Annotated in this window: 25 protein-coding genes; 16 read left to right on the top strand and 9 right to left on the bottom strand. The window is 67.6% G+C overall.

What is annotated here, in order from left to right; all coding sequences use genetic code 11:
• The first annotated feature begins 21 nt into the window (after positions 1 to 21).
• From OJF58_RS07090 to OJF58_RS07115, 6 genes are all read left to right on the top strand, one after another.
• Complete coding sequence (locus OJF58_RS07090) at positions 22 to 2817, top strand: DUF4159 domain-containing protein (RefSeq protein WP_300783081.1); 2796 nt, start codon at positions 22 to 24, stop codon at positions 2815 to 2817.
• Positions 2814 to 4913: a hypothetical protein gene (locus tag OJF58_RS07095; RefSeq protein ID WP_300783083.1), complete on the top strand. Its 2100-nt coding sequence runs from the start codon at positions 2814 to 2816 to the stop codon at positions 4911 to 4913. Before OJF58_RS07090 ends, OJF58_RS07095 begins: the two co-directional genes overlap by 4 nt.
• 72 nt (positions 4914 to 4985) lie before the next feature.
• Positions 4986 to 5432, top strand: coding sequence for a nuclear transport factor 2 family protein (locus OJF58_RS07100; RefSeq protein WP_300783084.1), 447 nt, complete (start codon positions 4986 to 4988; stop codon positions 5430 to 5432).
• A gap of 105 nt (positions 5433 to 5537) precedes the next feature.
• Positions 5538 to 6254, top strand: a complete 717-nt coding sequence (locus OJF58_RS07105) for a pirin-like bicupin family protein (RefSeq protein WP_300783086.1) — start codon at positions 5538 to 5540, stop codon at positions 6252 to 6254.
• Between the two features lie 69 nt (positions 6255 to 6323).
• The gene (locus tag OJF58_RS07110) at positions 6324 to 7097 is read left to right on the top strand and encodes an SDR family oxidoreductase (RefSeq protein WP_300783088.1); all 774 of its coding nucleotides are present in this window, start codon (positions 6324 to 6326) and stop codon (positions 7095 to 7097) included.
• Positions 7098 to 7124: 27 nt separating this feature from the next.
• The gene (locus OJF58_RS07115; RefSeq protein ID WP_300783089.1) at positions 7125 to 7646 is read left to right on the top strand and encodes a hypothetical protein; all 522 of its coding nucleotides are present in this window, start codon (positions 7125 to 7127) and stop codon (positions 7644 to 7646) included.
• Between the two features lie 131 nt (positions 7647 to 7777).
• On the opposite strand, the gene OJF58_RS07120 is transcribed toward OJF58_RS07115, so the two are convergent.
• The 5 genes from OJF58_RS07120 to OJF58_RS07140 all read right to left on the bottom strand — a co-directional run bounded on the left by OJF58_RS07120 (position 7778) and on the right by OJF58_RS07140 (position 12116).
• A complete protein-coding gene (locus OJF58_RS07120; protein ID WP_300785202.1) occupies positions 7778 to 8770 on the bottom strand; it encodes an NADPH:quinone oxidoreductase family protein in 993 nt (330 codons plus the stop codon).
• 157 nt (positions 8771 to 8927) lie between these two features.
• A complete protein-coding gene (locus OJF58_RS07125; RefSeq protein WP_300783091.1) occupies positions 8928 to 10763 on the bottom strand; it encodes a carbamoyltransferase in 1836 nt (611 codons plus the stop codon).
• Between the two features lie 19 nt (positions 10764 to 10782).
• Positions 10783 to 10935: a DUF5989 family protein gene (locus OJF58_RS07130; protein ID WP_300783093.1), complete on the bottom strand. Its 153-nt coding sequence runs from the start codon at positions 10933 to 10935 to the stop codon at positions 10783 to 10785.
• A gap of 22 nt (positions 10936 to 10957) precedes the next feature.
• Positions 10958 to 11389 (bottom strand): SxtJ family membrane protein, encoded by a 432-nt coding sequence (locus tag OJF58_RS07135; RefSeq protein WP_300783095.1) that lies wholly within the window; start codon positions 11387 to 11389, stop codon positions 10958 to 10960.
• A gap of 76 nt (positions 11390 to 11465) precedes the next feature.
• On the bottom strand, positions 11466 to 12116 hold the full coding sequence (locus tag OJF58_RS07140; RefSeq protein WP_300783096.1) for a TetR/AcrR family transcriptional regulator: 651 nt from the start codon (positions 12114 to 12116) through the stop codon (positions 11466 to 11468).
• 120 nt (positions 12117 to 12236) lie between these two features.
• On the opposite strand from OJF58_RS07140, the gene OJF58_RS07145 reads away from it, so the two are divergent.
• The 5 genes from OJF58_RS07145 to OJF58_RS07165 all read left to right on the top strand — a co-directional run bounded on the left by OJF58_RS07145 (position 12237) and on the right by OJF58_RS07165 (position 16344).
• On the top strand, positions 12237 to 12905 hold the full coding sequence (locus tag OJF58_RS07145; protein ID WP_300783097.1) for an HAD-IA family hydrolase: 669 nt from the start codon (positions 12237 to 12239) through the stop codon (positions 12903 to 12905).
• A gap of 279 nt (positions 12906 to 13184) precedes the next feature.
• Positions 13185 to 13739 (top strand): RecX family transcriptional regulator, encoded by a 555-nt coding sequence (locus tag OJF58_RS07150; RefSeq protein ID WP_300783099.1) that lies wholly within the window; start codon positions 13185 to 13187, stop codon positions 13737 to 13739.
• Positions 13740 to 13772: 33 nt separating this feature from the next.
• Complete coding sequence (gene arsC, locus OJF58_RS07155) at positions 13773 to 14123, top strand: arsenate reductase (glutaredoxin) (protein WP_300783101.1); 351 nt, start codon at positions 13773 to 13775, stop codon at positions 14121 to 14123.
• Between the two features lie 4 nt (positions 14124 to 14127).
• A complete protein-coding gene (locus OJF58_RS07160) occupies positions 14128 to 15798 on the top strand; it encodes an adenylate/guanylate cyclase domain-containing protein (protein WP_300783102.1) in 1671 nt (556 codons plus the stop codon).
• A gap of 60 nt (positions 15799 to 15858) precedes the next feature.
• On the top strand, positions 15859 to 16344 hold the full coding sequence (locus OJF58_RS07165) for a tetratricopeptide repeat protein (protein ID WP_300783104.1): 486 nt from the start codon (positions 15859 to 15861) through the stop codon (positions 16342 to 16344).
• Between the two features lie 63 nt (positions 16345 to 16407).
• On the opposite strand, the gene OJF58_RS07170 is transcribed toward OJF58_RS07165, so the two are convergent.
• On the bottom strand, positions 16408 to 17247 hold the full coding sequence (locus OJF58_RS07170) for a universal stress protein (protein WP_300783106.1): 840 nt from the start codon (positions 17245 to 17247) through the stop codon (positions 16408 to 16410).
• Between the two features lie 157 nt (positions 17248 to 17404).
• Between OJF58_RS07170 and OJF58_RS07175 the strand changes: the two genes are divergently transcribed.
• On the top strand, positions 17405 to 20917 hold the full coding sequence (locus OJF58_RS07175; RefSeq protein WP_300783107.1) for an indolepyruvate ferredoxin oxidoreductase family protein: 3513 nt from the start codon (positions 17405 to 17407) through the stop codon (positions 20915 to 20917).
• A 42-nt stretch (positions 20918 to 20959) separates the two neighbouring features.
• On the opposite strand, the gene OJF58_RS07180 is transcribed toward OJF58_RS07175, so the two are convergent.
• Positions 20960 to 21559 (bottom strand): YqgE/AlgH family protein, encoded by a 600-nt coding sequence (locus OJF58_RS07180; RefSeq protein WP_300783108.1) that lies wholly within the window; start codon positions 21557 to 21559, stop codon positions 20960 to 20962.
• Between the two features lie 137 nt (positions 21560 to 21696).
• On the opposite strand from OJF58_RS07180, the gene OJF58_RS07185 reads away from it, so the two are divergent.
• From OJF58_RS07185 to OJF58_RS07200, 4 genes are all read left to right on the top strand, one after another.
• The gene (locus OJF58_RS07185; RefSeq protein ID WP_300783109.1) at positions 21697 to 22179 is read left to right on the top strand and encodes a peroxiredoxin; all 483 of its coding nucleotides are present in this window, start codon (positions 21697 to 21699) and stop codon (positions 22177 to 22179) included.
• A 166-nt stretch (positions 22180 to 22345) separates the two neighbouring features.
• Positions 22346 to 23014, top strand: coding sequence for a hypothetical protein (locus OJF58_RS07190; RefSeq protein ID WP_300783111.1), 669 nt, complete (start codon positions 22346 to 22348; stop codon positions 23012 to 23014).
• Between the two features lie 70 nt (positions 23015 to 23084).
• A complete protein-coding gene (locus OJF58_RS07195) occupies positions 23085 to 23963 on the top strand; it encodes a shikimate dehydrogenase (RefSeq protein WP_300783112.1) in 879 nt (292 codons plus the stop codon).
• A 19-nt stretch (positions 23964 to 23982) separates the two neighbouring features.
• The gene (locus OJF58_RS07200) at positions 23983 to 24804 is read left to right on the top strand and encodes an SDR family NAD(P)-dependent oxidoreductase (RefSeq protein ID WP_300783114.1); all 822 of its coding nucleotides are present in this window, start codon (positions 23983 to 23985) and stop codon (positions 24802 to 24804) included.
• On the opposite strand, the gene OJF58_RS07205 is transcribed toward OJF58_RS07200, so the two are convergent.
• Together OJF58_RS07205 and OJF58_RS07210 are read right to left on the bottom strand one after the other, a co-directional pair.
• Positions 24794 to 25555, bottom strand: coding sequence for an SDR family oxidoreductase (locus OJF58_RS07205; RefSeq protein WP_300783115.1), 762 nt, complete (start codon positions 25553 to 25555; stop codon positions 24794 to 24796). The genes OJF58_RS07200 and OJF58_RS07205 overlap by 11 nt on opposite strands.
• 30 nt (positions 25556 to 25585) lie before the next feature.
• Positions 25586 to 26104 carry a methylated-DNA--[protein]-cysteine S-methyltransferase gene (locus tag OJF58_RS07210; protein WP_300783116.1) on the bottom strand — a complete coding sequence of 173 codons (519 nt, stop codon included), beginning with the start codon at positions 26102 to 26104 and terminating at the stop codon, positions 25586 to 25588.
• Between the last annotated feature and the right edge of the window lie 52 nt (positions 26105 to 26156).

The following is a 26156-nucleotide window of genomic DNA, read 5'->3' on the forward strand; positions in this document are numbered from 1 at the left end:
ATGGGAACACACGCGTGGACCATGCTGAGCCTCGGCGCCTTCGCCTTCGCAGCCCCCGGCATGCTGGCGCTGCTGCTCGTGCTGCCGGTGATCTACTGGCTGCTGCGCATGATCCCGCCGCTGCCGCGGCTGGTGCGCTTTCCGGCGATCCGTCTCCTGATGGGGCTGGAGCCGACCGAGCAGACGCCGATGAAGATGCCGTGGTGGCTTCTGCTGCTGCGGCTCCTGCTCGCCATCGCCCTGATCGTCGCCATGGCAAAGCCCATCCTCAATCCGCAGGCCGATCTTCCCGGCAAGGGACCGCTCCTGCTGGTGATCGACGACGGCTGGGCGTCGGCGCCGGGCTGGACGGCGCGCCTCGCCCACGCCGAGCGTTTGATCGACCGCGCCGAGCGTGGCGGGCGCCCGGTCGTGCTGATGGGCACCGCGCCCGCGCCGGTCGATGCGCCGGCGATGAAGCAGGGCGCCTTGCGACCCGAGGAAGCGCGCACGCTGCTGCGCGCGATGCGGCCCAAGCCCTGGCCGACCGACCGCGCCGCCGCGGTCAATCAGCTCGACCGCATGCAGGTCGATGCCAACGCCTATGCCGTGTGGCTGAGCGACGGCCTCGAGGATGCGGGCGCCGACAAGCTGAGCACCCGGCTGCGCCGGTTCTCCGGCCTCGAGGTGGTGCTGCCCGACCAGGCGACGATGCCGCTGGTGCTGCTGCCGCCCGACGCCGAGGGCCGCGATCTCAAGGTGCACGCGCTGCGGCCGCAGGCCAACGGCCCGCGCAAGGCCGCGGTCCGCGCCGAGGACGAGCAGGGCCGCGTCGTGGCCCGCATCGACCTCGACTTTCCGGCCACGGGCACTCGGGGCGAAGGCGTCCTGGCGGCGCCGGTCGAATTGCGCAACCGCATCGCGCGCCTCGACATCGAAGGCCAGGGCGGCGCGGGCAGCACAGTGCTACTGGACGAGCGCAGCCGTCGCCGGCCGGTCTCGATCCTGGGCGAGCGCGCCGCGGCCAGCGGCCAGCCGTTGCTGCAGGAAGTCTACTTCCTCCAGCGCGCGCTCGAGCCCTATGTGAGCCTGAGCATCGGCGATCGCGAGAAGGTCGTGACGCACAACACCGCGGTCCTGCTGATTCCCGACAGCTCGGCGCCCTCGCCCCACGACCGCGAGGAGATCGCCAAGTGGATCGAGCAGGGCGGCGTGGCCGTGCGCTTCGCCGGCCCCAACCTCGCGGCAGGCGGCGACAATCTCGTGCCTGTGCCGCTTCGCCTGGGCGATCGCTCGCTGGGCGGCGTCATGAGCTGGGGCACGCCGGCGACGCTCGCCGACTTCCCGTCCAACAGCCCGTTCTTCGGCATCCCGATCCCGAAGGACGTGCGCATCTCCCAGCAGGTGCTGGCCGAGCCCACGCCCGACCTCAGCGACAAGACCTGGGCGCGCCTCAGCGACGGCACGCCCCTGGTCACCGCCGAAAAGCGCGGCAAGGGGTATCTCGTGCTGGTACACACGACCGCCAACACCAACTGGAGCAACCTCGCGCTCTCGGGGCTCTTCGTCGACATGCTGCAGCGGCTGGTGCTGCTGTCGCGCGGCATCGCGGGCGACGGCGTCAACAAGGCGCTGAAGCCCTGGCGCACGCTCGACGGCTTCGGCCGGCTCGGCGCGCCGCCCGCCGGCGTGCAGATGCTGCCGGCCGACGCGAACAGAACCTTCAGGCCGAAGCCGACCACGCCGCCCGGTCTTTATGGTGACGAGAACGCCCATGTGGCGTTCAATCTGGGAGACCATGTCGACGTTCCCAAACCGCTGGTGCTGCCCGCGGGAGTCGCGACCGACCGCCTGTCCGAGGGCGGCGAGACCGACCTGTCGCGCTGGTGCCTGCTTGTGGCGACGATCTTGCTGCTGAGCGACTTCCTGATCTCGCTGTGGCTGCGGGGAATGCTGCCGCGCGCCGTCCGGCTGCGCCGTGCAGCGACGGCAGCCGTCCTGATGGCGCTCGTCGGCCTGCTCGCCAGCCCGCCCAATGCGCAGGCGCAGACCACCTCGTCGAGCGAGCGGCAGGTGCAGACCGCCGCGGCCCCGAACGAGGACAAGGCGCCGCCCGCCCTGTCCGAACAGGAAGCCTTGCGCGGTGCGCTGGACGTGCGCCTCGCCTATATCGTCACGGGGAACAAGGACGTCGACGACACCAGCCGCGCCGGCCTCGAAGGGCTGAGCGAGGTGCTGCGCAGCCGCACCTCAGTCGAGCCCGCCGATCCCGTCGGCCTCGATCTCGACCGCGACGAGCCGCGCCTCTTCCCGCTGATCTACTGGCCCATCACCTCGACCCAGCCCAACCTGTCGCCGCGCGCATCGGCCGCCCTGGATCGCTATCTGCGGACCGGCGGCATCGTCTTCGTCGACACCCGCGACCAGCAGATGAGCTTCGACCGGCCGGCCAACGGCAATCCCGACCTGAAGCGGCTGCTGGGCGCGATCGAGCTGCCGCCGCTGGTCGCCATGCCGTCGGACTACGTGCTGACCAAGTCGTTCTATCTCCTGTCCGACATGCCCGGCCGCTGGCAGGGCGGCAAGATCTGGATCGAGGCGGGCAACGGCCGCGTGAACGACGGCGTCGCCACCATCATGATCGGCTCGAACGACTATGCGGGCGCCTGGGCGATCGATCAGCGCGGCCGCGGCCTCCTGCCGGTCTCGCCAGGCGGCGAGACGCAGCGCGAGATGGCGTTCCGCTTCGGCGTGAACCTCGTCATGGTGGCGCTGACCGGCAACTACAAGGATGACGCCGTCCACGTCCAGGACATCATGCAGAGGCTGCGCCGATGAACATGTCGTCGGCCGTCTCCGTCGCCTTCGATCCGCTGCTGTCCTGGACGGTGCTGGCGGTGCTGGGCGGCATCGGCCTGCTGCTGGTGCTGGCCGGCCTGCGCGCCGGCGCGCGCGGCACGCTGTGGCGGCTGGGCGCGGTGGCGGTCGTGCTGGCCGCGCTCTCAAATCCATCGCTGGTGGAGGAGAAGCGCAAGCCGATCGCCGACGTGGTGCAGATCATGGTCGACGACAGCGATTCGATGTCGATCGGCGACCGTCGCCAGCAGGTCCAGGCCGCGCGCGAGATGCTGAAGCGCAAGTTCGGCCAGGAGCAGGGCCTCGAGGTGCGCGAAGCCGTGCTGCCGCCCTCGCATATCCAGCTCGGCAGCGAGCGGCCCGGCGGCACGCGGCTGATCGAGGCGATGCGGTCGGCGTTGGTCGACGTGCCGCCGGAGCGCCTGGCGGGCGTCGTGCTGCTGACCGACGGCCAGGTCCACGACGTGCCGCCCGCGCTGCCGCCCGAGCTGGGCGGCGCGCCGCTGCATGCGCTGATCGCCGGCAAGAAAGGCGAGCGCGACCGGCTGATCACGGTCGAGCAGGCGCCGCGCTTCGGCGTGGTCGGCCACCAGGTGACGGCCAAGTTCAAGGTCGACGATCCCGCCGGCGGCACCGCACCGGTGACGGTGACGGTGGGCGGCGAGGTCGTGCGCCGCATGCAGGTGCCGGTCGGCAAGCCGGTCGAGCTTCCGCTCACCGTCACCAATCCCGGCGAGAACATCGTCGAGCTGGAAACGGCGCCCGGCCCGAGCGAGCTGACGCTCGACAACAACCGCGCCATCTTCACCATCAACGGCGTGCGCGATCGCCTGCGCGTGCTGCTGGTGTCGGGCGAGCCCTATCAGGGCGAGCGGGCGTGGCGCAATCTCCTGAAGAGCGATCCGGCCGTCGATCTGGTGCACTTCACCATCCTGCGCACGCCGCAGAAGGACGACTTCACGCCGGTGCGCGAGCTGTCGCTGATCGTCTTCCCGATGCGCGAGCTGTTCGAGCAGAAGCTGAAGGAATTCGACCTCATCATCTTCGACCGCTACGAGTCGGGGAACCTGATCACGCGCGAGTATTTCCGCAATATCGCCGACTACGTGAAGGAAGGCGGCGCCCTGCTCGTCTCCGTCGGTCCGGTCTTCGCCACCCAGCGCTCGCTCTATCGCTCGCCGCTCGGCGCCATCCTGCCGGCCTCGCCCACCGGCGATGTGCTGGAGCAGGGCTTCAAGCCGAAGGTCACCGATATCGGCCGGCGCCATCCGGTGACGGCCGACCTGCCGCAGGAGGGCGCGCCCGGCAAGGAGCCGCAATGGGGCCGCTGGTTCCGCGTCGTCACCTCCCATGCCGACCGTGGCCATACAATTCTCTCCGGCGCCAACGACCAGCCGTTGGTGGTGCTCGACCGCGTGGGCAAGGGCCGTGTCGCGGAGGTCCTGTCCGACCAGCTCTGGCTCTGGAACCGCGGCATCGACGGCGGCGGGCCGCAGCCCGAGCTGGTGCGCCGCACCGCGCACTGGCTGATGAAGGAACCCGATCTCGAGGAGGAGGCGCTGCGCGCCAAGGCGGTCGGCGGCCATATCGAGATCACGCGCCGCACACTGGCCGCCACCTTCCCCGACGTCACCATGACCGCGCCCGGCACACCGCCCAACGGCGGCGCCCAGCGCAAGCTCAAGCTCACCGAGGTCGAGCCCGGTCTCGGCCGCATCGTGGTCGATGTCGACAAGCCCGGCCTCTATCGCTTCGACGACGGAACGCTGCGCACCGTCGCCGCCGTGGGCAATCCCGATCCGCTGGAATTCTCCGATGTGCGCGCCACCGACCAGAAGCTGAAGCCGCTGGTCGAGGCCTCGAACGGCGCGCTGATCTGGCTCAGCGACCATCCCAACCCCGAGATCCGCTCGGTGCGGCCCGGCCGCGCCGCCGGCGGCACCGACTGGATCGGGTTGCGTCGCAACGAGGGCTACACCGTCACCGGCATCAACCAGACTCCGCTCCTGCCCGGTATCCTCGTCGCCGTCGCCTTCCTGCTGGCGCTCGGCAGTGCCTGGTGGCGCGAGGGACGGTAGCTTCATTTCGGATTTCGGCGAAACATCGTACAGCCGTTTCCCGGCAGGGTTCTCACGGAAGGAGGACGGACCATGGACACGCAGCACCATCTTCAGCCGGACGACAGCGCCGCCATCGAGGCGGCGCGGCGCATCTATCATGCCTGGGACGACGCGCTCGGCCGCAAGGATATCGAGGCGTCCCTCGCCCTCTATGCCGAGGACTGCACGCTTGAAAGCCCGCTGGTCCGCCACCTGCTGGGTTCCGACAGCGGCGTGGTGCAGGGCAAGGCGGACCTGCGCGCCTTCGTCGAGAAGGTCTTCAGGACCCAGCCGCCGCAAAGGAAACGTCATCGCCACGGCTTCTTCACCGATGGTCGCCGGTTGATGTGGGAATATCCCCGCGTCGGCCCGGACGGCGATCAGTTCGATCTGGTCGAGGTCATGGAGCTGAAGGATGGACTCATCCAACACCATCGCGTCTATTGGGGATGGTTCGGCAGCAAGCATCTGCAGGATGGCGGCCATCGCGGCCCGTAGCTCCGCCCCGCGCTTCGACGCGGGAAGGAGGAGAATGCGCGCTTACCAATCCGAAACTTGATCCCATGCGGTCAGGGGGCCATCTCGGGGGCCGAGAGGTATCCCATGATTGAACGCAGGCCCTTCGAGAAACTGGGCAAGTCGAACCACGGCTGGCTCAACGCCAACTTCCATTTCAGCTTCGCGGAGTATCGCGATCCGGCGCGGGTGCACTGGGGCGCGCTGCGCGTGTGGAACAACGACCGCATCGCACCGCAGTCCGGCTTCCCGCCGCACCCCCATCGCGACATGGAGATCGTGACCTATGTCATCCGGGGAGCGATCACCCATCAGGATCATCTGGGCAACCAGGGCCGCACCGAAGCGGGCCAGATCCAGGTGATGAGCGCGGGCAACGGCATCCAGCACGCCGAATACAACATGGAGCAGGCCGAGACCGAGCTGTTCCAGATCTGGATCCTGCCCAACAAGGAAGGCGTGCCGCCGCGCTGGGAGACCGTACAGTTCCCGGCCGAGGCGCGCGACGGCAAGCTGGTGCCGCTGGCCTCCGGCCGCGGCCACGAGGGCGCGATCCCGCTTTATGCCGATGGGACGCTGTTCGCCGGGACACTGAAGGCAGGCCAGTCGATCCGCCAGAAGCTCGACCGCAAGCCCGCCTATCTCGTGCCGGCCAAGGGCAGGATCGAGGTCGTGGGCCGGGACGGCAAGCCTGTCGCCGCAAATGCACGCGACGGCATCGCCGTGGTCGACGAGCCGGAGATCGAGCTCAAGGCGAGCGAGGACGCCGAGATTGTGCTGGTCGAAACGGACAGGCTGAACTGAGCTCGGCTTGCGTTGACGGTCGAGACCGGGCGGGCTTTGATCCGCCCGGTTTTCGTTTGGGAGAAGAGCATGGCCTACAGGGGCTTCGATCTGACCGGCAAGGTGGCGCTGGTGACGGGCGGCAATGGCGGCATCGGCCTCGGCATGGCGGATGCGCTGGCCGAGGCGGGCGCCGATGTCTGCATCTGGGGCACGCGCGTGGAGAAGAACGAGAAGGCCGTGGCCCAGCTCAGGAAGCACGGCCGCAAGGTCCATGCCCAGACCGTCGATGTCGGCGACGAGAAGCAGGTCGAGGCCGCCTTCGCCGAGACGCTGAAGGTGATGGGCCATGTCGACAATTGCGTCGCCAACGCCGGCGTCTCGGGCCGCGGCAAGGGCTCGATCCTCGAGATGGACTACGAGGAATGGCGCCGCGTCCTGCGCGTCAATCTCGACGGCGTTTTCTTCACCTTCCGGACAGCGGCCAAGCACATGGTCGAGCGCGGCAAGGGCGGCTCGCTGGTGGCGATGGCCAGTACGGCGGCGATCGAAGGGGCCGCCCGTTCCAGCCATTACGGCGCCAGCAAGGGTGGCGTCTGCGCCATGGTGCGGGCGCTCGCGGTCGAGCTCGCCCGCTACAACATCACCGTGAACTCGATCCTGCCGGGCTGGATCGAGACCGAGATGACGGCCAACGCCTTCGCCAACCCCAAGTTCTCGGGCAACGTCATGCCGCGCATCCCCGAGCGGCGCTGGGGCGTCGGCGGCGATTTCGGGCCGATCGCGGTCTATCTGGCGAGCGACGCCACGCGATACACGACAGGGCGCGACTTCGTCATCGATGGCGGCTATACCCTGTTCTAGATCTCGAAGCGGCAGGGGAGTGAGGCAATGAACAAATGGGCGAGCGTGGCGGGGCTTTTCCTCGCCTTGGCAACCGCGCCGGTGTGGGCACAGACGACCAAGACGACGGCCACGGTCAAGCCAGTGCCGGCGAACGGCGAGAGCCGCTATGTCGGCTACTACTATCCCAAGCCGACCTCGACCGAGACCTACACCTCGCAGCTCAAGACGATCGAGGGTGCCGGCCGCGCCGAGCGCATCCAGTTCGTGACGGTGGTGTCGCAGGGCACGCTGCAGTCGAACTATCGCGTGCCCTATGCCGTGTTCGCCAAGGGCGACAAGGGCGACCACCTGATCATCGTGGGCCTGCAGTCGGGCGAGCTGAACACGGTCTACCGGATCCGGGCGCTGCTCGCCAACATGACGACCATGTCGCGCACCTCGCCCTTCTTCCAGGAGCATACCGTCGCCGAGGATGCGACCTTCTTCGATCTCCTGAAGCTGCTCGGCTTCCACGACGTCACCGTTACCGACGGCGAGAAGATCACGCACCAGGTGACGATCAAGTAAATTCCAGAATGGTGTCATCCCGAGCGCAGCGAGGGATCTTTCGCAACGCCGACCAAGGGTTCCTCGCTTGCGCTCGGGATTACACAGCAGTGGCCGGAGCGCGAGATCTGTTTCTCGTTCGTGGCACGCTCTTATGAGCTTGCCTCCATCTCGAGCACGACCTTGCCGACGACCTTGCGATCGAGGAGCGCCTGGAAGGCGTCGGCAGCCCGGTCGAGAGGAAAGCGGTGCGAGATGTGCGGGCGCATGACACCGAGGGCGGCGAGCCGCGGCAGCTCTTCCAGGTAGTCCCGTCCCAGCTTGGGCGAGAGGCGTCGGACCGTCTCGCCGGCCCGCACCCCCAGCACCGACAGCCCCTTGATCAGCACATGGTTGGACATGATCCGGCTCGGCCCGCCAGAGGTGAACCCCACCACCAGCAGCCGCGCCCCGTAGGCGGCCGCGCGCATCGATTTCTCCAGCACCTCGCCGCCCACCGGATCGTAGATCACGTCGGCGCCCTTGCCGGCGGTCAGCGCCTTCACCGCGGCCACGAAATCGGCTGTGCGGTAATTCACGACCTCGTCGGCGCCGTGCGCCTTCACGACGGCGAGACGGGCATCGTCGCTGCCGGTCGCGATCACATGCGCGCCGAGATGCTTGCCGAGCTGCACGGCGGCGAGCCCGACGCCGCCCGAGGCCCCGTGCACCAGCAGCACCTCGCCTTCCCCCAGCCGGGCGCGATGGACCAGCGAATGATAGGCGGTCTGCGCGCCGACGCGAAAACCCGCGCCTTCGGCATAGGACCAGCCGTCGGGCAGGCGCAGCAACGGGCTCTTGACCGAAACCTTGACGAACTGGGCAAAGGCGCCGGGCCGCACGCCGAAGATCACGCGGTCGCCCTTGCGCCAGCCCGCGACCTCGGCACCGAGCGCGTGGATCGCGCCCGCGCCTTCGACGCCGGGCGTGAACGGAAGCTCGGGCCTGTGCTGGTAGCTGCCGGCCACCATGAGCACGTCGGGAAAGTTGACGCCCGCGGCACCGACCCTGATCACGACTTCGCCCGGCCCAGGCTCGGGAACCGGGCGCTCCTCGACCTTCAGGACGGACGGATCGCCCAGCCGGTCGCAGACCACGGCGTGCATGGCGCTAACGGCCGTCACGGGAGGCGGAGTCGTCCGCGATCCGACCTCTTGTCATCCTGAGCGCAGCGAAGGATCCCATGGCGATAGCGACCGATCTACTCGTTGAAATGGCAGGAGGTCCTTCGCTTCACTTAGGACGACGAAGTTGGATTGCGAGCTAGTCGAGCTCGAAAGCGTTCTTGTAGTCGAGCTTGAGCGCAGGGTCTTGCTCTTCCTTCTTCAGGAAGCAGTTGCCCACCACCAGCACCTCGATCTCGCTGCCCATGAAGCAGCGGAAGGCGTCCTCGGGCGTGCAGACGATCGGCTCGCCGCGCACGTTGAACGAGGTGTTCACCAGCACCGAGCAGCCGGTCTTCGCCTTGAAGGCCTGCAGCAGCGCGTGGAAGGCCGGGTTGGTCTCTTTGTGCACCGTCTGGACGCGCGCCGAATAGTCGACGTGAGTCACGGCCGGAATATCCGAGCGCGGCACGTTCAGCTTGTCGATGCCGAACAGCTTTTCCTCTTCCGCGGTCATCGCGCGGCGGCGGCTTTCGACCACTGGCGCCACCATCAGCATGTACGGGCTGTCTCCGTGGATGTCGAAATACTGCTCGACGTCCTCGCGCAGCACGGCGGGCGCGAACGGCCGAAACGACTCGCGGTACTTGACCTTGAGATTGAGCGTCTTCTGCATGGTGGGCGAGCGCGCATCGCCCAGGATCGAGCGCGCGCCGAGCGAGCGCGGCCCGAATTCCATGCGACCCTGCATCCAGCCCACCGCCTTCGAGTCCGCGAGCGCCTGGGCGGTCTGCTCGATCGTCTGCTCGCGCGTGAGCTGCGCGAACTTGGCGCCCGCCGCGGCCAGGCGTTGCGCGACCTCCTCGTCGCCGAAGGCGGGGCCGAGATAGGAGCCGGCCATGCCGTCCATCGCGCCGTTGAGCTTGCGCGGCTGGCCCATGAAGCCGTGATAGGCGGCAAAGGCCGCGCCCACCGCGCCGCCGGCATCGCCCGCCGCAGGCTGCACCCAGATATTGTCGAACAGGCGCTCGCGCAAGAGCTTGCCGTTGGCGACGCAATTCAGCGCCACGCCGCCGGCGAGGCAGATGTTCCTCGCCCCCGTCTCTTTCTTCACCGAGCGGCCGAGGCGCAGCACGATCTCTTCGGTCACGGCCTGCACCGAGGCGGCGAGATCCATATGGTGCTGGGTCAGCAGCTCCTCGGGCTTGCGCGGCTTGCCGCCGAACAGGGCGGCGAACCTGTCGTTGGTCATGCGCAGGCCGGTGCAGTAGTCGAAATACTGCTGGTCGAGGCGGAAGGTGCCGTCCTCCTTGAGGTCGACGATCTTGTCGAGGATCAGGTCCTTGAACTTGGGCTCGCCGTAAGGCGCGAGTCCCATCACCTTGTACTCGCCGGAATTGACCTTGAAGCCCGTGTAGTAAGTGAAGGCGGAATAGAGCAGCCCGAGCGAATGCGGGAAGTGGATCTCCCTGAGCATCTCGAGCTTGTTGCCCTGGCCCCAGCCCAGCGACGTCGTCGCCCATTCGCCGACGCCGTCCATGCACAGGATCGCGGCCTCGTCGAAGGGCGAGGGGAAGAAGGCCGAGGCGGCATGGCTCTGGTGGTGCTCGCCGAACAGCAGGCGCTTGTGCCAGTCGAAGTCCGGCTGCCACTTCTTCATCTCGTCGCGCAGCAGCGTCTTCTGGAACAGCTTCTCCTTCAGCCACAGCGGCATGGCCATGCGGAAGGAGTTGAAGCCGCGGGGGGCGAAGGCGAGATAGGTCTCGAGCAGCCGCTCGAACTTCAGGAAGGGCTTGTCGTAGAAGGCGACGTAGTCGACGCCTGCCAGCTTGATGCCGGCGACGTCGAGGCAATACTGGACGGCGTTCTGCGGGAAGCCCGAGTCGTGCTTCTTGCGCGTGAAGCGCTCCTCCTGCGCCGCGCCGACCAGCACGCCATCCTCGATCAGGGCGGCGGCGCTGTCGTGGTAGAACGCCGAAATTCCCAGCACACGCATGGCAGGAGGTCCGCTTCCCCTAGAACAGCGTGTAGATGAACGGCGCGATCGCCGAGCCCTTGGTCAGCACGATCAGGCCGCCGAACACGACCATCATGATCAGGATGGGCAACAACCAGAACTTCTTGCGCTCGCGCATGAAGGCCCAGAGTTCGACGATTATGGCGCCCATTTTTCCCGCGATCCTTTCGAAATCAGAACTGGTTGCGCATCGATTGCGGCGGCGGTCCCGGCGGCTTGCGCTCGATCCAGTAGCTGCCGGCGTTCCGGTCGAGCTTCAGCCGCAGGAAATCCTTGCCCGCGGCCCGCATGATGAAGCCGATCGGCATGATGGTGAGGAAGAACAACAGGCCGAGCACGATCGGGTTGACGACCTTGTAGAGCAGCAACCCGAACTTCAGCCAAAGCCGGTTGAGCGGATTGAGGATCCGCGGATAGGCGAGCGCCACCAGCAGGAAAAGCGCCGCCAGCGGCAAGGTCCAATGCCAGCCGGCATGGCCTCGCCACCAGGAAAGGGCGCTCACCAAGGCAAAAAAGCCGGCAAACACGAACCCGAAGCCGCGGTCGGAGCCTGCCTTGACGTGTTCGTCGCGCGAAAAGTCCTCGTGAAGCTGGCTGGTCGCCATCGCTGTCGTCGGATCTCCTGAATCGGGCCCTTAAGTCCCTGATCCCCAACGCCAAGTCAATCGGCGTACCATCAACTTATTGCCGGGCTTTCCCCAGCTCGTGCTCCAGCAGCGCCGTGAGCGTGAGCCGCCAGATGCCGACCGCCCGCTCGACGCTCAGCCCGTCGCGGCGGCGCAGGACAATCCAGGCGTCGAGCGACAGGGCCGCCCCGATGGCGTCGACCAGCTCCTCGCGCGTCTGCTCGGGCAGCATAGCCAGCTCGGGCTCGAACGCTTTCAGCGTCGCATCGCGCAACTGCTGGCGCAGCGCCAGGCCCCGTTCCAGGAGCGCCGGATGGCCGGCGAACTGGCCGGCCGCCACGCGCAGGGGGACGATCTTGTCGAACAGCTCGACGAGGCTCTGGATCAATCCCTCGACGCGGGTCCCCAGTGGCCGGTCGGCCGTCGGCGGCGGCCCCATCTGCACATCCTCGCCGATGCTGTCGACCACAGTTACGAAAAGTGACTGCACGTCGCCGAAATGCTGGAAGACCGAACGGACCGAGACGTCGGCGCGCTTGGCTACCCCCACCACCGTGGGCGCTTCGCTGGTCTCCTCGATCATGGCCTTGGCGGCCTCGATGATCTTGCGGCGGGTGGCAGCGGCCCGCCGATTGCGCCCATCCGCTCGAACCACGTCGTTTGCTGGCACGGCATTGCCGCGCGGCATTACGGCTGCTTCGCTCATATTCACTTTCCCGAATCGGTGTGAAGGTAAAGACGGGTAGCCAAGGGCCTGACCCGTCGCCTATGGAGGGCGTGAGATAAAAGCCGACTGCGGCAGGAACAAGGTGAAGACGGTCGCACCGTGAAAAATATCAGCCATGCAAATTCGCCGAAGGCGGTGCTGTGGGACTTCGGCGGCGTCATCCTCAGCAGCCCCTTCGAAGCCTTCAGACACTACGAACGCGAGATCGGGCTGCCGGAAGATTTCATTCGCAGACTCAATGCGCGCAATCCCGACACCAATGCCTGGGCCAAAATGGAAAGAAGCGAGGTGTCGCTCGAGGAGTTCGTCCGCCTGTTCGAGGCCGAGGCGGCCGAGGCAGGGCACAAGCTCGACGGCTGGCGCGTGCTGAAGGCGATCAGCGGCGACATTCGGCCGCAGATGGTCGAGGCCCTGCGGCGCTGCAAGGCGGCTTTCCGCGTCGCCTGCATCACCAACAACATGAAGTCCGGCGAAGGCCCTGCCATGGCGCGCAGCCCGGAGAAGGCCGCCGCGGTCACCGAGGTCATGGCGCTCTTCGAGCATGTCGTCGAGTCCAGCAAACTCGGCCTGCGCAAGCCCGACCCGCGCATCTATCGCCATGCCTGCGATCTGCTGGGCGTCGAACCCGAGCACTGCATCTATCTCGACGATCTCGGCATCAACCTGAAACCCGCGCGAGCGCTCGGCATGCGCACCATCAAGGTCGGCGATCCCGACCTGGCAATCGCCGAACTCGAGGCGATGGTCGGCATTCCGCTGAGAGGCTGATGCTCGCGGCTTCCGAGCTGGCCACGCCAAGATTGCGCCACTGGAGTTCGTCACCGGCCAGGGGCGGACCCTCGTGGATGGACAAGTACTTTTGGCAAGGCTGTGTCATCCCGAGCGGAGCGAAGGATCCTTTGTCGGCGCCGCGAAAGATCCCTCGCTTCGCTCGGCATGACACGATACTGATTGAGCGCCTGCTCTTGCTTCTTGTCAGTGGCGCGCTCCGATGAGCGTTCATGGGAGCGCGCAACTCCAGTTGCGCTCCTGCAGCGGCGCGCCTCGATGAAACGGCCGGCGCGGCCAATCACGGCCCGGTACCTGCAGAACGCAGCGACGTTCTATCTCGAGCGTTATCCCAGCACCGCCGAGGGCCTGCGCCGTATCCTGCAGCGGCGTGTGCGCAAGGCCGAGCTGGCCGAGGCGCCAGTGATGCAGAACGTGCAGCAGGCAATCGACGCCATCGTCGCCCGGTTCGTGGCGGCGGGCGTGATCGACGACAAGGCCTTCGCCCAGACCAAGGCGCGCGCGCTGCACCGGCGCGGCGTCTCGGCACGTCTCACGCGCCACAAGCTCAGGCTCGCCGGGGTCGACGCCAATACCCTCGACCGGGCGATGGCAAGCCTCGACGAGGAGCTGCATACCGATCCCCGCCAGCGCGAATGGAAGGCGGCGACCGCCCTTGCCCGCCGCCGGCGGCTCGGCCCCTTTCGGCCGGCGAAGGACCGCGCGCAGGCGCGCCCGCGCGATCTTGCGGCGATGGCGCGGGCCGGTTTCGACTATGAGCTTGCCAAAAAAGTGATCGACGCCCCGAATGCCGAGTCGCTGGACGAAGGCTGAGGCGGGAGCGAAGGTCAGTCAGGGGAGCGACGCATGACCATCACGATCTGGCACAATCCGCGCTGCAGCAAGTCGCGGCAGACGCTCGAGCTTCTGCAGAAGAGGGGCATCGAGCCGGCGATCCGGGAATATCTCAAGGAGCCGCCCAGTAAGGTGGAGGTGGAAACCCTGATCGACCTCGTGGGCGGCGACCCCGCCGAACTGATCCGCGACGGCGAGGCCGAGTTCAAGGCGCTCGGGAAAAAGAAGGGCGAGCTCGGCCGCAGCGAGATCGCCCGGGCGATCGCCGCCCATCCGATCCTGCTGCAGCGGCCGATCGTGGTGTCGGGCAAGCGCGCCGCCATCGGCCGGCCGCCGGAAGCGGTGCTGCCGCTCCTGAAGTAGATCGATGGTCGGACGGCTGCGCCTCTGGTCGGGCTACGTCCTCCTCGCCTACGTCACGACGCATCTGCTCAATCACGCGCTTGGCCTGATCTCGCTGCGCGTGATCGAGGCCGGGCGGGTCTGGTTCGTCTTCGTCTGGCAAGGCCTGCTCGGGCAGACAGTGCTGTACGGCGCCCTGCTGCTCCATATCGCGCTCGCCTTCTGGGCGCTGTTTCGCCGGCGCACCCTCAAGCTTTCGCTCTGGGAGTGGGCGCAGCTCTGTCTCGGTGCGTCGATCATCCCCTTTGGAACCTTGCATGTGGTCGGCACGCGCATCGCCCACGACTACTTCGGCGTGCAGAGCGGCTATCCGTGGGTCCTTGGTTCGCTGGTTGCCGGCACCTGGCTGGGCGTCGTCCGTCAATTCGGCCTCGTGTTCGTGGTCTGGATCCATGCCTGCATCGGCATCCACTTCGCCTGGCGCCTGCGACCCTGGTACCGCACCGCGCTTCCCTATCTCTACGCAATCGCCCTGCTGGTGCCGGCGGCGGGCCTCGGCGGCGCCGCCATCGCCTTGCGCGATTTCGCCGAGCTGGCGCAGCAGCCCGGCTTTCTGAGGAACGTCTTTGAGCAGGCGCACGCGCCGGACGCCCACGGTGTCGCCGCGCTGTACGCGATCTCCAATACGTTGGTGGCGGTCGCGACCGTCCTGTTGCTGGCCTGCCTGGCGGCTCGGCCGCTGCGCGACCTGTGGGAGCGCCGGGCCGGCGTCGTGGTGCTCTTCTATGGCGACCGCAGGACCGTGTCCGCGCCCACGGGTCTCTCCATCCTCGAGATGAGCCGGATCGCGGGCATTCCCCACGCCTCGGTTTGCGGCGGCCGCGGCCGCTGCTCGACCTGCCGGGTGCGGGTCGGCGGCCCCGATCGCCACCTGCTGCCGCCGGCCTCGACGGAAGAGCAGAAGGTGCTGGCCCGCGTCGGCGCCCCGGAAAACGTCCGCCTCGCCTGCCAGCTCCGCCCCCTGCCCGGCCGCTACCGCATCACGCCCCTGTTGCCGGCCTCGGCCGGCCCCCGCGACGCCTATCGGCGCCAGTCCCAGGCGCATGGCGGCGAACGCTACGTCGCCATCCTGTTCGCGGACATCCGCGGCTTCACCTCGATTTCGGAAGGCCGCCTGCCCTACGACGTGGTGTTCCTGCTGAACCGCTATTTCCGCGCCACCGGCCAGGCGGTGCAGGCGGCGGGCGGCCGGCTCGACAAGTTCATCGGCGACGGGGTAATGGCGATCTTCGGCCTCGACGCCGAGCCGCAGGCCGCCTGCCGGGGAGCCCTCGATGGTGCCCGCCGCATGGCACTCGCCCTCGATGATCTCAATGAAGCCCTGGCGGGCGATCTCGACCAGCCCCTGCGCATCGGCATCGGCCTGCATGCGGGCCCGGCGATCGTGGGCGAGATGGGCTTCGAGCGCACCTCGTCGCTGACCGCGATCGGCGACACGGTCAACACCGCGAGCCGACTCGAGACGCTCACCAAGGATTTCGGCGTCGAGCTGGTGGTGTCGCAGGATCTGCTCGACCGGGCGGGCGTCGATCTCTCCGGCGCGGCGCGTCACGACGTCGAGATTCGCGGCCGGCAGGGACGGCTGGCGGTACGCGCCCTGCCGCGCGCCAGCGATCTCACGAGCTTGTCATCTTAATTTCGTTGCGCCGATCGGTATGTCCGGAACAATCCCCGCAAGCGAAGGGAGGAGGCCCTCATGCGTTCGACCCTGTTCTCCGGCATGGCGTTGCTGGCCCTGGTGTTTTCGGCGTCGGCTTATGCGGCAGGCGGCGGGGGCGGCGGCATGGACAACCCGCCCGCCCCCGTCAAGGATCCGAACTTCACGCGCGCCAAGGCCATGATCGAGGCCAAGGACTACCGGGGCGCCATGCCGCTTCTGCAGCAGGTCGTGGCCAAGGATCCGAAGAACGCCGACGCCTACACCCTCATGGGCTACGCCACGCGCAAGTCGGGCGATCCCAACGGCTCGCTGCAATACTACAACCAGGCGCTGTCGATCGATCCCAAGCACATCGGAGCGCATGAATATATCGGCGAGGCCTACCTGATGCTCGACCGGCCGGCCGAGGCCGAGCAGCAACTGGCGCGCCTCGATTCGATCTGCGTCTTCGGCTGCACCGAGTACCGCATGCTCAAGGCCGCGATCGCGAGCTACAAGGCCGGCAAGAAGCCGACGAACTAGCGAAGCTGGTTCGTCGCCCCGAGCGTAGCGAAGTGCAGTCGAAGAGCCTCTTCGTCCTCGTCGTCAATGCGCCATCAGCACCGGCACGGTCATGCTGCCCAGCACGGTGCGGCTGGCGCCGCCCATCACCATCTCGCGCGTGCGCGAGTGGCCGTAGAGGCCCATGACGATCAGATCGGCCGAGCCGTCCGCCGCGCGCGACAGGATGATGTCGCCGATGTCCGAGTCGTCGGCGGTGTCGTGCTGGCGCACGGCCTTCACCCCGTGGCGCGCAAGCCAGCCCATGAACTCCGATGTCGCGGCGCTGTCGCCCTCCTCCCCGCTCCCGGATGCGGCGATGGTGAGGACAGAGACGGTCTCCGCCTTCTCGAGGAGCGGCAGAGCGCCCGTGGCGGCCCGGCCCGCCTCGCGCCGGCCGTTCCAGCACAGCAGCACTCTCCTGCCCGGCGCGGCGCTGACGCCGATATACGGCACGACCAGCACCGGCCGCTCGCTCGCCAGCGCCAGCCGCTCCGGCAGGTCGGGTTGCGCTCCCATGGTAGAGGTTTCGCGCTCGCGCTGGCCGACCACCACCAGGTCGGCGCCGTGCGCCAGCCGGGCAAGGGCCTCGTCTGCATAGCCATCGGCCGTCCGCCATTCGGTCGGCACGCTCTTGCCGGCCGCGCCGTTCCTGAACAGCGTTGCCGCCGCCGCCTCGTCGGATTTCACCGACGCGTCGTAGTTTTGGTAGAGCGCGTCCACGGCGAGGCTGCCATCGCTGAAGATCGGCGCCTCGAAGCGCGGCCGCACATAGGCGCCGATCACATGGGCGCCGAAACGCGCCGCGAGATCGAGCGCCACGCCGATCCGGGCGGCGGATGTCTTGCCCGCGTCGCAATGCACCAGAATAGTCTTGTATGCCATGGCTCCTCCTGACGATGGCCGCGGTACAACGTAGCCCAAGCTCAGGAGATGCGAAATTTCATCCTGAAACGCGGGCAACGGCCTTTCCCCTTCTCTGTCCGGGCCGCTATTCTCCCTGTGAACGTCGGTTTACCCCTTTGCGGGAGGACTTTCAGCGATGAGCACGGCCGCCACCCCCGTCCCCCTCGTCTTCGGCGACTACGCCCTGGAGGACCGTTACCGGCTCGACAAGGGTCGCGTGTATCTCACCGGCATCCAGGCGCTGGTGCGCCTGCCGATGATGCAGCGCCAGCGCGATTTCAAGGCCGGGCTGAATACCGGCGGCTTCATCTCGGGTTATCGCGGCTCGCCGCTGGGCATGTACGACAATGCCCTGTGGGGCGCGAAGCGCTACCTGAAAGAGAACAACATCCATTTCCAGCCGGGCCTGAACGAGGATCTCGCCGCGACCGCGGTCTGGGGCAGCCAGCAGACCAATCTTTTCCCGTCGGCGGCTGTCGATGGCGTGTTCGCCATCTGGTACGGCAAGGGGCCGGGCGTCGATCGTTCGATGGATGTGCTGAAGCACGGCAATGCCGCCGGCACCTCGCCGCATGGCGGCGTGATCGCGCTGGCGGGCGACGATCACGGCTGCCAGTCCTCGACCCTGCCGCATCAGAGCGAGCAGGTCTTCGCCGCCGCCATGATCCCCGTCGTCAATCCGGCGACAGTGCAGGAGTATCTCGACTTCGGCATCCTGGGCTTCGCGCTGTCGCGTTATTCGGGCTGCTGGATCGGCTTCAAGGCGATTTCCGAGACCGTCGAGTCCGGCGCCTCGGTCTGGGTCGATCCCGAGCGCATCCAGGTCGTGATGCCGACCGACTTCCAGTTGCCGCCGGGCGGGCTCGGCATCCGCAATCCCGATCCTCCGCTCGAGCAGGAAAGGCGCCTGCACGGGCCAAAAATGGCGGCCGTGCAGGCGTTCGTGCGGGCCAACGGCTTCGACCGCACGGTGATCGAGCCGCCGCGGGCGCGCATCGGCATCATGACGACCGGCAAGGCCTATCTCGATACACGCCAGGCGCTGGAGGATCTCGGCATCGACGACGCGCGCGCCAAAGCGCTCGGCATCCGCCTCTACAAGGTCGGGCTCACGTGGCCACTCGAGCCCGAGGGTGCGCGCCGCTTCGCCGAAGGCCTCGACGAGGTGATCGTGGTCGAGGAGAAGCGCTCCAACCTCGAGGATCAGCTTGTCCGCATCCTCTACAACCTGCCGGCCGATCGCCGGCCGCTGGTGATCGGCAAGGCCGACGAGACCGGCCGCATCATCCTGCCGAGCGACGGCGAGCTCTCGCCCACCGGCGTCGCCCTGGTGATCGCCAACCGGCTCATGAAGCATGCCGGCGAGTCACCCGAGCTCAAGCAGCGGCTGGCGCGGCTCGAGGCCAAGGAGAAGCTGCTCGCCGCGCCGCCGCCCAAGATGGCGCGCACGCCCTATTTCTGCTCGGGGTGCCCACACAACACCTCGACGCGCGTGCCCGAGGGCAGTCGCGCCATGGCCGGCATCGGCTGCCACGGCATGGCGGTGTGGATGCCCGAACGCCGCACCTCGCTCATCAGCCATATGGGCGGCGAGGGCGTGGCCTGGGTCGGCCAGGCGCCGTTCACGTCGGAAAAGCACATCTTCCAGAACCTGGGCGACGGCACCTACTACCATTCCGGCCTGATGGCGATCCGCCAGTCGGCGGCCGCGGGCGTCAACATCACCTACAAGATCCTCTACAACGACGCCGTCGCCATGACCGGCGGGCAGCCGCACGACGGCCCGCTGAGCGTCCCCGAGATCACGCGGCAGGTCGAGGCCGAGGGCGCGAAGAGGATCGTGGTCGTCACCGACGAGCCCGACAAATATCCGCCCAATGCCGGCTTCGCGCATGGCGTCAGCATCCGCCATCGCGACGAGCTCGACGCCGTGCAGCGCGAGCTGCGCGACATCCCGGGCCTCACCGTGCTGGTCTACGACCAGACCTGCGCCGCCGAGAAGCGGCGGCGGCGCAAGCGCGGCACCTTCCCCGATCCCGCCAAGCGCGTGTTCATCAACGACGCGGTGTGCGAGGGCTGCGGCGACTGTTCCGAGCAGAGCAACTGCGTGTCGGTCAAGCCGCTCGAGACCGAGCTCGGCCGCAAGCGCCAGATCGACCAGAGCAACTGCAACAAGGACTTCTCCTGCCTGAAGGGCTTCTGCCCGAGCTTCGTCTCGGTGCACGGCGGTACGCCGGCCAAGGCCCGGCGACCGCAGCTCAAGGTCGTGCAGGACGATCCCTTGGCCTCGTTGCCGATGCCGACCCTGCGGCCGTTGAGCGAGGCGTACGGCATCCTCGTGACCGGCATCGGCGGCACCGGCGTGATCACCGTCGGTGCGCTGATCGGCATGGCGGCGCATCTCGAAGGCAAGGGCTGCACCGTGCTCGACTTCACCGGGCTCGCGCAGAAGAACGGCGCGGTCATGAGCCATGTGCGGCTGGCACCCCGGCCCGACGACCTGCATGCCGTACGCATCGCCGCGGGCGGCGCCAATCTCGTGCTGGGCTGCGATATGGTGGTGGCCGCGTCACCGGCGGCGCTGTCGCGCATCGAGCCCGGCATCACCAAGGCCGTGATCAACGGCCATATGACGCCGGTCGCGGCATTCGTGACCAACGGCGACATGGATCTCGGCGCCGAGTCCATGATGAAGGCGATCCGCGACGCCGCCGGTGACGAGGCCACCTCGTTCGTCGACGGCACCGGGCTCGCCACCGCGCTGCTCGGCGACTCGATCGCGACCAATCTCTTCATGCTGGGCTACGCCTGGCAGAAAGGGCTGGTGCCGCTGTCGCTCGAGGCGCTCATGCGCGCGGTCGAGTTGAATGGCGTCGCTGTCGAGACCAGCAAGCGCACCTTCGACTGGGGCCGGCTCGCCGCGCACAATCTTGCTGCCGTGCAGACCGCGGCCAAGCCGACATTGCGCGTGGAGAAGCCGGTGGCCCGTACGCTGGCCGAGATCGTCGCCAAGCGGGTCGAGTTGCTGACCGCTTACCAGGACGCCGCCTATGCCGAGCGCTACCGCGCTTTCGTCGACAAAGTCGCCAAGGCCGAAAAGGAGAAGGCCAAGGGCCGTTCCGGCCTCGCCGAGGCGGTGGCCAAGTCGCTCTACAAGCTGATGGCCTACAAGGACGAGTACGAGGTGGCGCGGCTCTACACCGACGGCGAGTTCCTGAGGAAGCTCGGCAGCCAGTTCGAGGGCGACTACAGGATCACCTTCCATCTGGCGCCGCCGCTGTTCGCCGAGCGCGATCCGGTGACGGGCCACCTCAAGAAGCGCGAGTACGGCGCCTGGATGATGCCGGCCTTCCGCCTGCTCGCCTCGATGAGAAAGCTGCGCGGCACGGCCTTCGACATTTTCGGGCGCACCGCGGAGCGGCGCATGGAGCGCCGCCTGATCGGCGAGTACGAGGCAACGATCGACAGCGTCCTCGCCACGCTCGACCAGACCAACCACCCAATCGCGGTGCAGATCGCCCAGGTGCCGGAGAGCATGCGCGGCTTCGGGCATGTAAAGGAAAGGAACGTGCAGGCGGCCAAGGCGCGCGAGACGTCGCTGCTGGCCGCCTACCGTGCCCCGGCGACGGCCCGCGCCGCCGCGGAGTAGCGGCGAGTTCGACGTCGTGCGCGTTGTCGATCCGGCGCGCCTTCAGGCGCGTCCGGTCTGGTGCGAGTAGGAGGCGAGGTCGAAGCGGCCGCTGCCGCCGCCTTTTCCGCCCAGCATGTCGAGCGCGCGCTGCCACTTCGCCCCGAAGTCGGCGTCGAACACGAGGGCCGGGTTGGCATCGACCACCAGCCAGGCATTGTCCTGCATCTCGCGATCGAGCTGGCCGGGCGCCCAGCCGGAATGGCCGAGCGCCAGCCAGGCCTGCTTGGGACCGTGACCGCCCGCCATATCCTTCAGGATCTCGAGCGACGCGGTCAGCGCCATGCCGCCTTCGATCAGCAGCGTCTCCTCGCGCTTGTAGTCGGCCGAATGCAGCACCAGCCCGCGCGACGTCTCGACCGGCCCCCCGAACAGTACCGGCTGATTGTCCGACACCGACGGCACCTCGATGCCGAGCTGCTTGTAGACCTGCCCCAGCGGCAGATCGTTCACCGCATTGTTCACGATGATGCCGAGTGCGCCCTCGGTGTCGTGCTTGCAGATGAAGACCACACTCTTCTGGAAGCGCTCATCCGGCATGGATGGCGCTGCGACGAGGAAGCGGCCGACGAGCGAAGCCGCAGGCGAGGACCCCGACATCATTCTATGTTCCCCCAAATCCATGGGGATTGTCCGGCCAAAGATCAAGTCCTTGCGAAGGGGTAGACCATGGGTCGGTCGTGGACAAGGGCGGCCATTGCGTCCTAGGGTCCGGCGTCCCACCAATCAGGAGCAGAGACATGGCCAAAGTCGGCGACAAGGTGCCCAATGCGACGTTGCGCATGCTGGGACCCGAAGGCCCCAAACCCGTCACCACCGAGGAGCTGTTCGCGCCCGGCAAGAAGGTCGTGGCCTTCGCGTTGCCCGGCGCCTTCACGCCCACCTGCTCGGCCAAGCACGTGCCCGGCTTCGTCTCCGAGTTCGACAAGCTGAAGGCCAAAGGCGTCGACACGGTCGCCTGCATCTCCGTGAACGACGCCTTCGTCATGGGCGCCTGGGGCAAGGACCAGAAAGTCGGCGACAAGGTGATGATGCTGGGCGACGGCAACGGCGAGTTCACCCAGGCGATGGGCCTCACCATGGATGGCTCGAAGTTCGGTCTGGGCACGCGCAGCCAGCGCTATGCCATGATCGTCGACAACGGCGTCATCAAGGATCTGTTCGTCGAGAAGCCCGGCGCTTTCGAGGTATCCTCGGCCGAGAACGTGCTGAAGCATCTCTGATCCTCGGGCTCGGACCCTTCGTCCGCAGCAGATATTGACGGTGGGATTGAAAATATCCCGCCGTCTTTATTTTCGGAGATGAGGTGCAATTGTTGGCAGCGCTTCCACCCTTGCAATATGCTCGGAGCATGCAGGCTCCGCGCCTGCGAAACGAGGGAGATGCGCAATGACAAACATCGGACGCCGCATGGCGTTTACTCGTCTTGGGATCGCGACTGCCGCGGCGGCCGCCCTGTCGATGGCGGCGCTGCCGGCGTTTGCCGAGGAGGAAGACCTCTATATCGCGAGCCGCTACCAGAACTTCAAACGCGGCACGATCCACAGCCTCGATCCGAAGACGCGCGGCCTGGTCGTCATGTTCGACGGCCTCGGCCGGGTCAAGATGAAGGCGTCGGACATGGTGGTGAAGACGACCAGCGGCTATCCCGGCAATGCCTATGACGAGCTGAAGGTCGGGCAGACCGTGGACGTCCACTGGTACGACTATATCGACTTCCTGATCGCCAAGACGACGCCCCAGTCGTCGGCGCACGCCAAGGCGATGGTGGCCCAAGGTGCGCGGATCGAAGGCTTTCCCGGCAGCCTGCACAAGGTCCGGCTGTTTGAGATGACGGGCATGGTGGTGAGCACCGATCCGCAGCACGGCACGGTCGACATCATCAACGCCTCGACCGGCGAGCCCGACAAGCCGGCCCCCGACAGCGGGGAGGTCATCCGGCTGCCGCAGATCCAGACCGAGAAAGGCCGGGCGGCCCTGGCAACATTGAAGCCGGGCGACAAGCTGACGGCGGTGTTCAGCGTGCAGAGCGCCTTCAGGATCGCGATCGTCCGCTAGCCCTCTCCATTCTCGATCGACATGACGGCGGGACCCTCACAGTCCCGCCGTTTTCGTCTATGGTGGCGGCATGGATTTCGCCGAGCCACCTCTTTTCACCGGCCAGTTCGCCGTCAACGGCGCGACCCGCCTGTACGGCACGATCGGCGATCCCATCCGCCAGTTGCGTATGACCGGCGTCATGTCGCACGTTTTCTCGGCGCTCGGCATCAATGCCGTATGGCTGCCCTTCGAAGGCGGCGCCGCGCTCCTGCCGGTGATGCTGGAGGCGCTCGGCAAGATGCGCAATCTGGGCGGCTTCACCGTCACCATCCCGCACAAGACCGCGATCCTGCCCCTGATGGGTCGCGTCACGCGGCGGGCACGCGCGGCAGGCAGCGTCAACCTGGTGAAGCGTGATGCCGACGGCGCGCTCTCGGGCGACATGGTCGACGGGGCGGGCTTCGTGGCCGGGCTCGAAGCCCAGGGCCATCGCGTGCGCGGCGCCAGCGTCTGGCTGGTCGGCCTGGGCGGCGCGGGCGGCGCCATCGCAGCGGCGCTGTGCGAGGCCAAGGTCGGCCGCCTGCTCGTCACCGACCTCAAGGCGGCGCGCGCCGATGCGGGCCTCGACCGGCTGTCGCGCTACTACCCCGACGTGCCCGTGGCCAGCATCGCGGCCGAGCAGCATCCGCCCAAGGGCATCCATTATGCGATCAACGCCACGCCGCTCGGTCTGCGGCCGGGCGATCCGCTTTCCTTCGATCCGGTGACGCTCGATCCCGACACGGTGATCGCCGAGGTCATCATGAGCCCGGTGGAGACGCCGCTCCTGCAGCGTGCACGCACGCACGGCCGGCGGGTCCATCACGGCCGTCATATGCTCGACCACCAGATCCCGCTCTATCTCGACTGGTTCGGCATCGACAGCAAAGGCATCGACGTCGTGCGCCTGGTGCGCTCGCTCTCCTAGACCGTCATCGGAGGACCGCATGACGCACAAGGGACAAACGGCCCTGGTGACGGGCGCCACCGACGGCGTCGGCCGCGTGGTCGCCGCGCGACTGGGCGCGGCTGGCTTTCGCGTGCTGGTCCACGGCCGAGACCGGACGCGCGGAGAGGCCACCGTGCGGGAAGTAGAGCAGGCCGGCGGCAGCGCCACTTTCCTGCGCGCCGACCTCGCCTCGCTGGACGAGGTCCGCGGTCTCGCCGGGAACGTCGCCGCGGCCACGGACCGCCTGCACCTCCTGATCAACAATGCCGGCATCGGCACGGCCGGCGACAGGCCCGGTCGGCAGGTGAGCGCCGACGGTCACGAGCTGCGCTTCGCCGTCAACTACCTCGCGGGCTTCCTGCTGACCCGTCTGCTCCTGCCGCTGCTCGAGGCCAGCGCACCGGCCCGCATCGTCAACGTTTCCTCGGCCGGCCAGCAGGCGATCGACTTCTCGGACGTGATGCTCACCCGCCGCTACAGCGGCGTCGCGGCCTATTGCCAGAGCAAGCTGGCGCAAATCCTGTTCACGATCGACCTCGCCGAGGAGCTGAAGGACAGGAGCGTGACCGTGAACGCGCTGCATCCCTCGACCTACATGAACACGACGATGGTCCGCCAATCGGGTACCACGCCGATCAGCCGCGTCGAGGACGGCGCCGAGGCGATCCTCAATCTCGCGATCGGGCCCTCACTCAAAGGCAGGAGCGGCCTCTATCTCAACGTGCTGCGCGAAGCCCGCGCCGATGGGCAGGCCTACGATCCCGCGGCGCGCGCCAGGCTGCGCAAGCTCAGCCGTGACCTCACCGGTCTCAAAGGGTGAGGCCGCCGTTGACATGGATCGTCTGGCCGGTGACGTAGCTGGCGGCCGGCGAGCAGAGAAAGGCGATCACGGCAGCGACTTCCGCCGTCTTGCCATAGCGGCCCATGGGAATCGATTCGCTCACCCTGGCCATGCGCTCGCGCGACACCGCGGCATGGGCATTCGCATCCTTCTCGATGAAGCCGGGGGCCACGCAATTCACCGTGACGCCCGATGGCGCGAGGTCGGCGGCCAGCGCCCGGGCCAGCGCCTCGACGCCTGCCTTGGCGGCGGCCGAGGCCGGGAAGCTCATGATGCCGCGCGCAAAGGCATGGGCCACGAAGGACGACACGCCGACCAGCCGGCCGGCCGCCCCGGCCTTCACGAGGAGCGGCTTGGCGGTCGTGGCAAGCTCGAAGAAAGCGGTGGTCATCGAGGCGAGGCTCGCATCCCATGTCGCGCGATCGACCTCGCCGATGGCACGGCTATCGGCGAAGCCTGCATTGCTCACGATTATGTCGATCCGGCCAAAACGCTTCACTGTCTCGTCGACCAGGCGCGCCGCGATGCCGACCTGCGCGAGATCGCCCTCCAGCAGCAGCACCTCGCTCCCGGCCTCGCGCACCGAGGCGGCGACCCGTTTGAGGCCGGCCTTGTTCTTGCGGGCGTGGATGGCCATCGCGGTTCCGGGACCGGCCAGCGCACGGGCCGTGGCCGCGCCGATCCCTGACGAGGCGCCGGTGACGAGAGAGACACGGGTGACGGAAGTCATGGTCCGTCACCCTAGCCTCCACGCGGCAAGTCACGCCAGTTGAAAGCAGGCGGCGCGGCGTTCGCGCTCGAGCAGGGCGCGTTTGCGCTTGGCACCCCAGCGATAGCCGGACAACCCGCCATTCTTCTTCACGACCCGGTGGCAAGGGATGAGCACGGCGATCGCATTGGCGGCGATGGCCGCCGTCACGTCCCGCGCGTCGCGCGTGCCGAGCCTGGCCGCGAGCGCGCCGTAGGTCGTGGTCTCGCCGGCAGGGATCTGGCGCAGGAGCGACCAGACCGTCTTCTGATAGTCGTCGCCGCGCGGGTCGATGGCGACATCGTGCGCATCGTCGGGCCGGTCGATCAGCGCCTGCAATCTGGCCGCCAGCGCCGACAACCCCTCGTCGTCCTGTTCGAGGAAAGCCTCGGGAAGTCGCGGGCGCAGCGCTTCCAGCGCCGTCTCGCGCCGGTCAGCGAACTCGAAGGCGACGACGCCCCTTTCCGATGCCGCGACGATGAACTCGCCGAGCGCGCTCTGGCCCCACGTGTAGCGAATACGTTCGGGCATGATCATCTCCATCGCATGGAGACTTCATCTGGGACGGAGCGGAGCCGACGAC

The organism is Enhydrobacter sp. (genome assembly GCF_030246845.1).
GTDB lineage: Bacteria > Pseudomonadota > Alphaproteobacteria > Reyranellales > Reyranellaceae > Reyranella.

Bases quoted from the DNA above. Each gene is read 5' to 3' on its own strand.
- OJF58_RS07090 (WP_300783081.1), top strand. From the start codon at position 22: ATGCTGAGCCTCGGCGCCTTCGCCTTCGCAGCCCCCGGCATGCTGGCG.
- OJF58_RS07095 (WP_300783083.1), top strand. From the start codon at position 2,814: ATGAACATGTCGTCGGCCGTCTCCGTCGCCTTCGATCCGCTGCTGTCC.
- OJF58_RS07100 (WP_300783084.1), top strand. From the start codon at position 4,986: ATGGACACGCAGCACCATCTTCAGCCGGACGACAGCGCCGCCATCGAG.
- OJF58_RS07105 (WP_300783086.1), top strand. From the start codon at position 5,538: ATGATTGAACGCAGGCCCTTCGAGAAACTGGGCAAGTCGAACCACGGC.
- OJF58_RS07110 (WP_300783088.1), top strand. From the start codon at position 6,324: ATGGCCTACAGGGGCTTCGATCTGACCGGCAAGGTGGCGCTGGTGACG.
- OJF58_RS07115 (WP_300783089.1), top strand. From the start codon at position 7,125: ATGAACAAATGGGCGAGCGTGGCGGGGCTTTTCCTCGCCTTGGCAACC.
- OJF58_RS07120 (WP_300785202.1), bottom strand. From the start codon at position 8,770: ATGCACGCCGTGGTCTGCGACCGGCTGGGCGATCCGTCCGTCCTGAAG.
- OJF58_RS07125 (WP_300783091.1), bottom strand. From the start codon at position 10,763: ATGCGTGTGCTGGGAATTTCGGCGTTCTACCACGACAGCGCCGCCGCC.
- OJF58_RS07130 (WP_300783093.1), bottom strand. From the start codon at position 10,935: ATGGGCGCCATAATCGTCGAACTCTGGGCCTTCATGCGCGAGCGCAAG.
- OJF58_RS07135 (WP_300783095.1), bottom strand. From the start codon at position 11,389: ATGGCGACCAGCCAGCTTCACGAGGACTTTTCGCGCGACGAACACGTC.
- OJF58_RS07140 (WP_300783096.1), bottom strand. From the start codon at position 12,116: ATGAGCGAAGCAGCCGTAATGCCGCGCGGCAATGCCGTGCCAGCAAAC.
- OJF58_RS07150 (WP_300783099.1), top strand. From the start codon at position 13,185: ATGAAACGGCCGGCGCGGCCAATCACGGCCCGGTACCTGCAGAACGCA.
- arsC (WP_300783101.1), top strand. From the start codon at position 13,773: ATGACCATCACGATCTGGCACAATCCGCGCTGCAGCAAGTCGCGGCAG.
- OJF58_RS07160 (WP_300783102.1), top strand. From the start codon at position 14,128: ATGGTCGGACGGCTGCGCCTCTGGTCGGGCTACGTCCTCCTCGCCTAC.
- OJF58_RS07165 (WP_300783104.1), top strand. From the start codon at position 15,859: ATGCGTTCGACCCTGTTCTCCGGCATGGCGTTGCTGGCCCTGGTGTTT.
- OJF58_RS07170 (WP_300783106.1), bottom strand. From the start codon at position 17,247: ATGGCATACAAGACTATTCTGGTGCATTGCGACGCGGGCAAGACATCC.
- OJF58_RS07175 (WP_300783107.1), top strand. From the start codon at position 17,405: ATGAGCACGGCCGCCACCCCCGTCCCCCTCGTCTTCGGCGACTACGCC.
- OJF58_RS07180 (WP_300783108.1), bottom strand. From the start codon at position 21,559: ATGATGTCGGGGTCCTCGCCTGCGGCTTCGCTCGTCGGCCGCTTCCTC.
- OJF58_RS07185 (WP_300783109.1), top strand. From the start codon at position 21,697: ATGGCCAAAGTCGGCGACAAGGTGCCCAATGCGACGTTGCGCATGCTG.
- OJF58_RS07190 (WP_300783111.1), top strand. From the start codon at position 22,346: ATGACAAACATCGGACGCCGCATGGCGTTTACTCGTCTTGGGATCGCG.
- OJF58_RS07195 (WP_300783112.1), top strand. From the start codon at position 23,085: ATGGATTTCGCCGAGCCACCTCTTTTCACCGGCCAGTTCGCCGTCAAC.
- OJF58_RS07200 (WP_300783114.1), top strand. From the start codon at position 23,983: ATGACGCACAAGGGACAAACGGCCCTGGTGACGGGCGCCACCGACGGC.
- OJF58_RS07205 (WP_300783115.1), bottom strand. From the start codon at position 25,555: ATGACTTCCGTCACCCGTGTCTCTCTCGTCACCGGCGCCTCGTCAGGG.
- OJF58_RS07210 (WP_300783116.1), bottom strand. From the start codon at position 26,104: ATGCCCGAACGTATTCGCTACACGTGGGGCCAGAGCGCGCTCGGCGAG.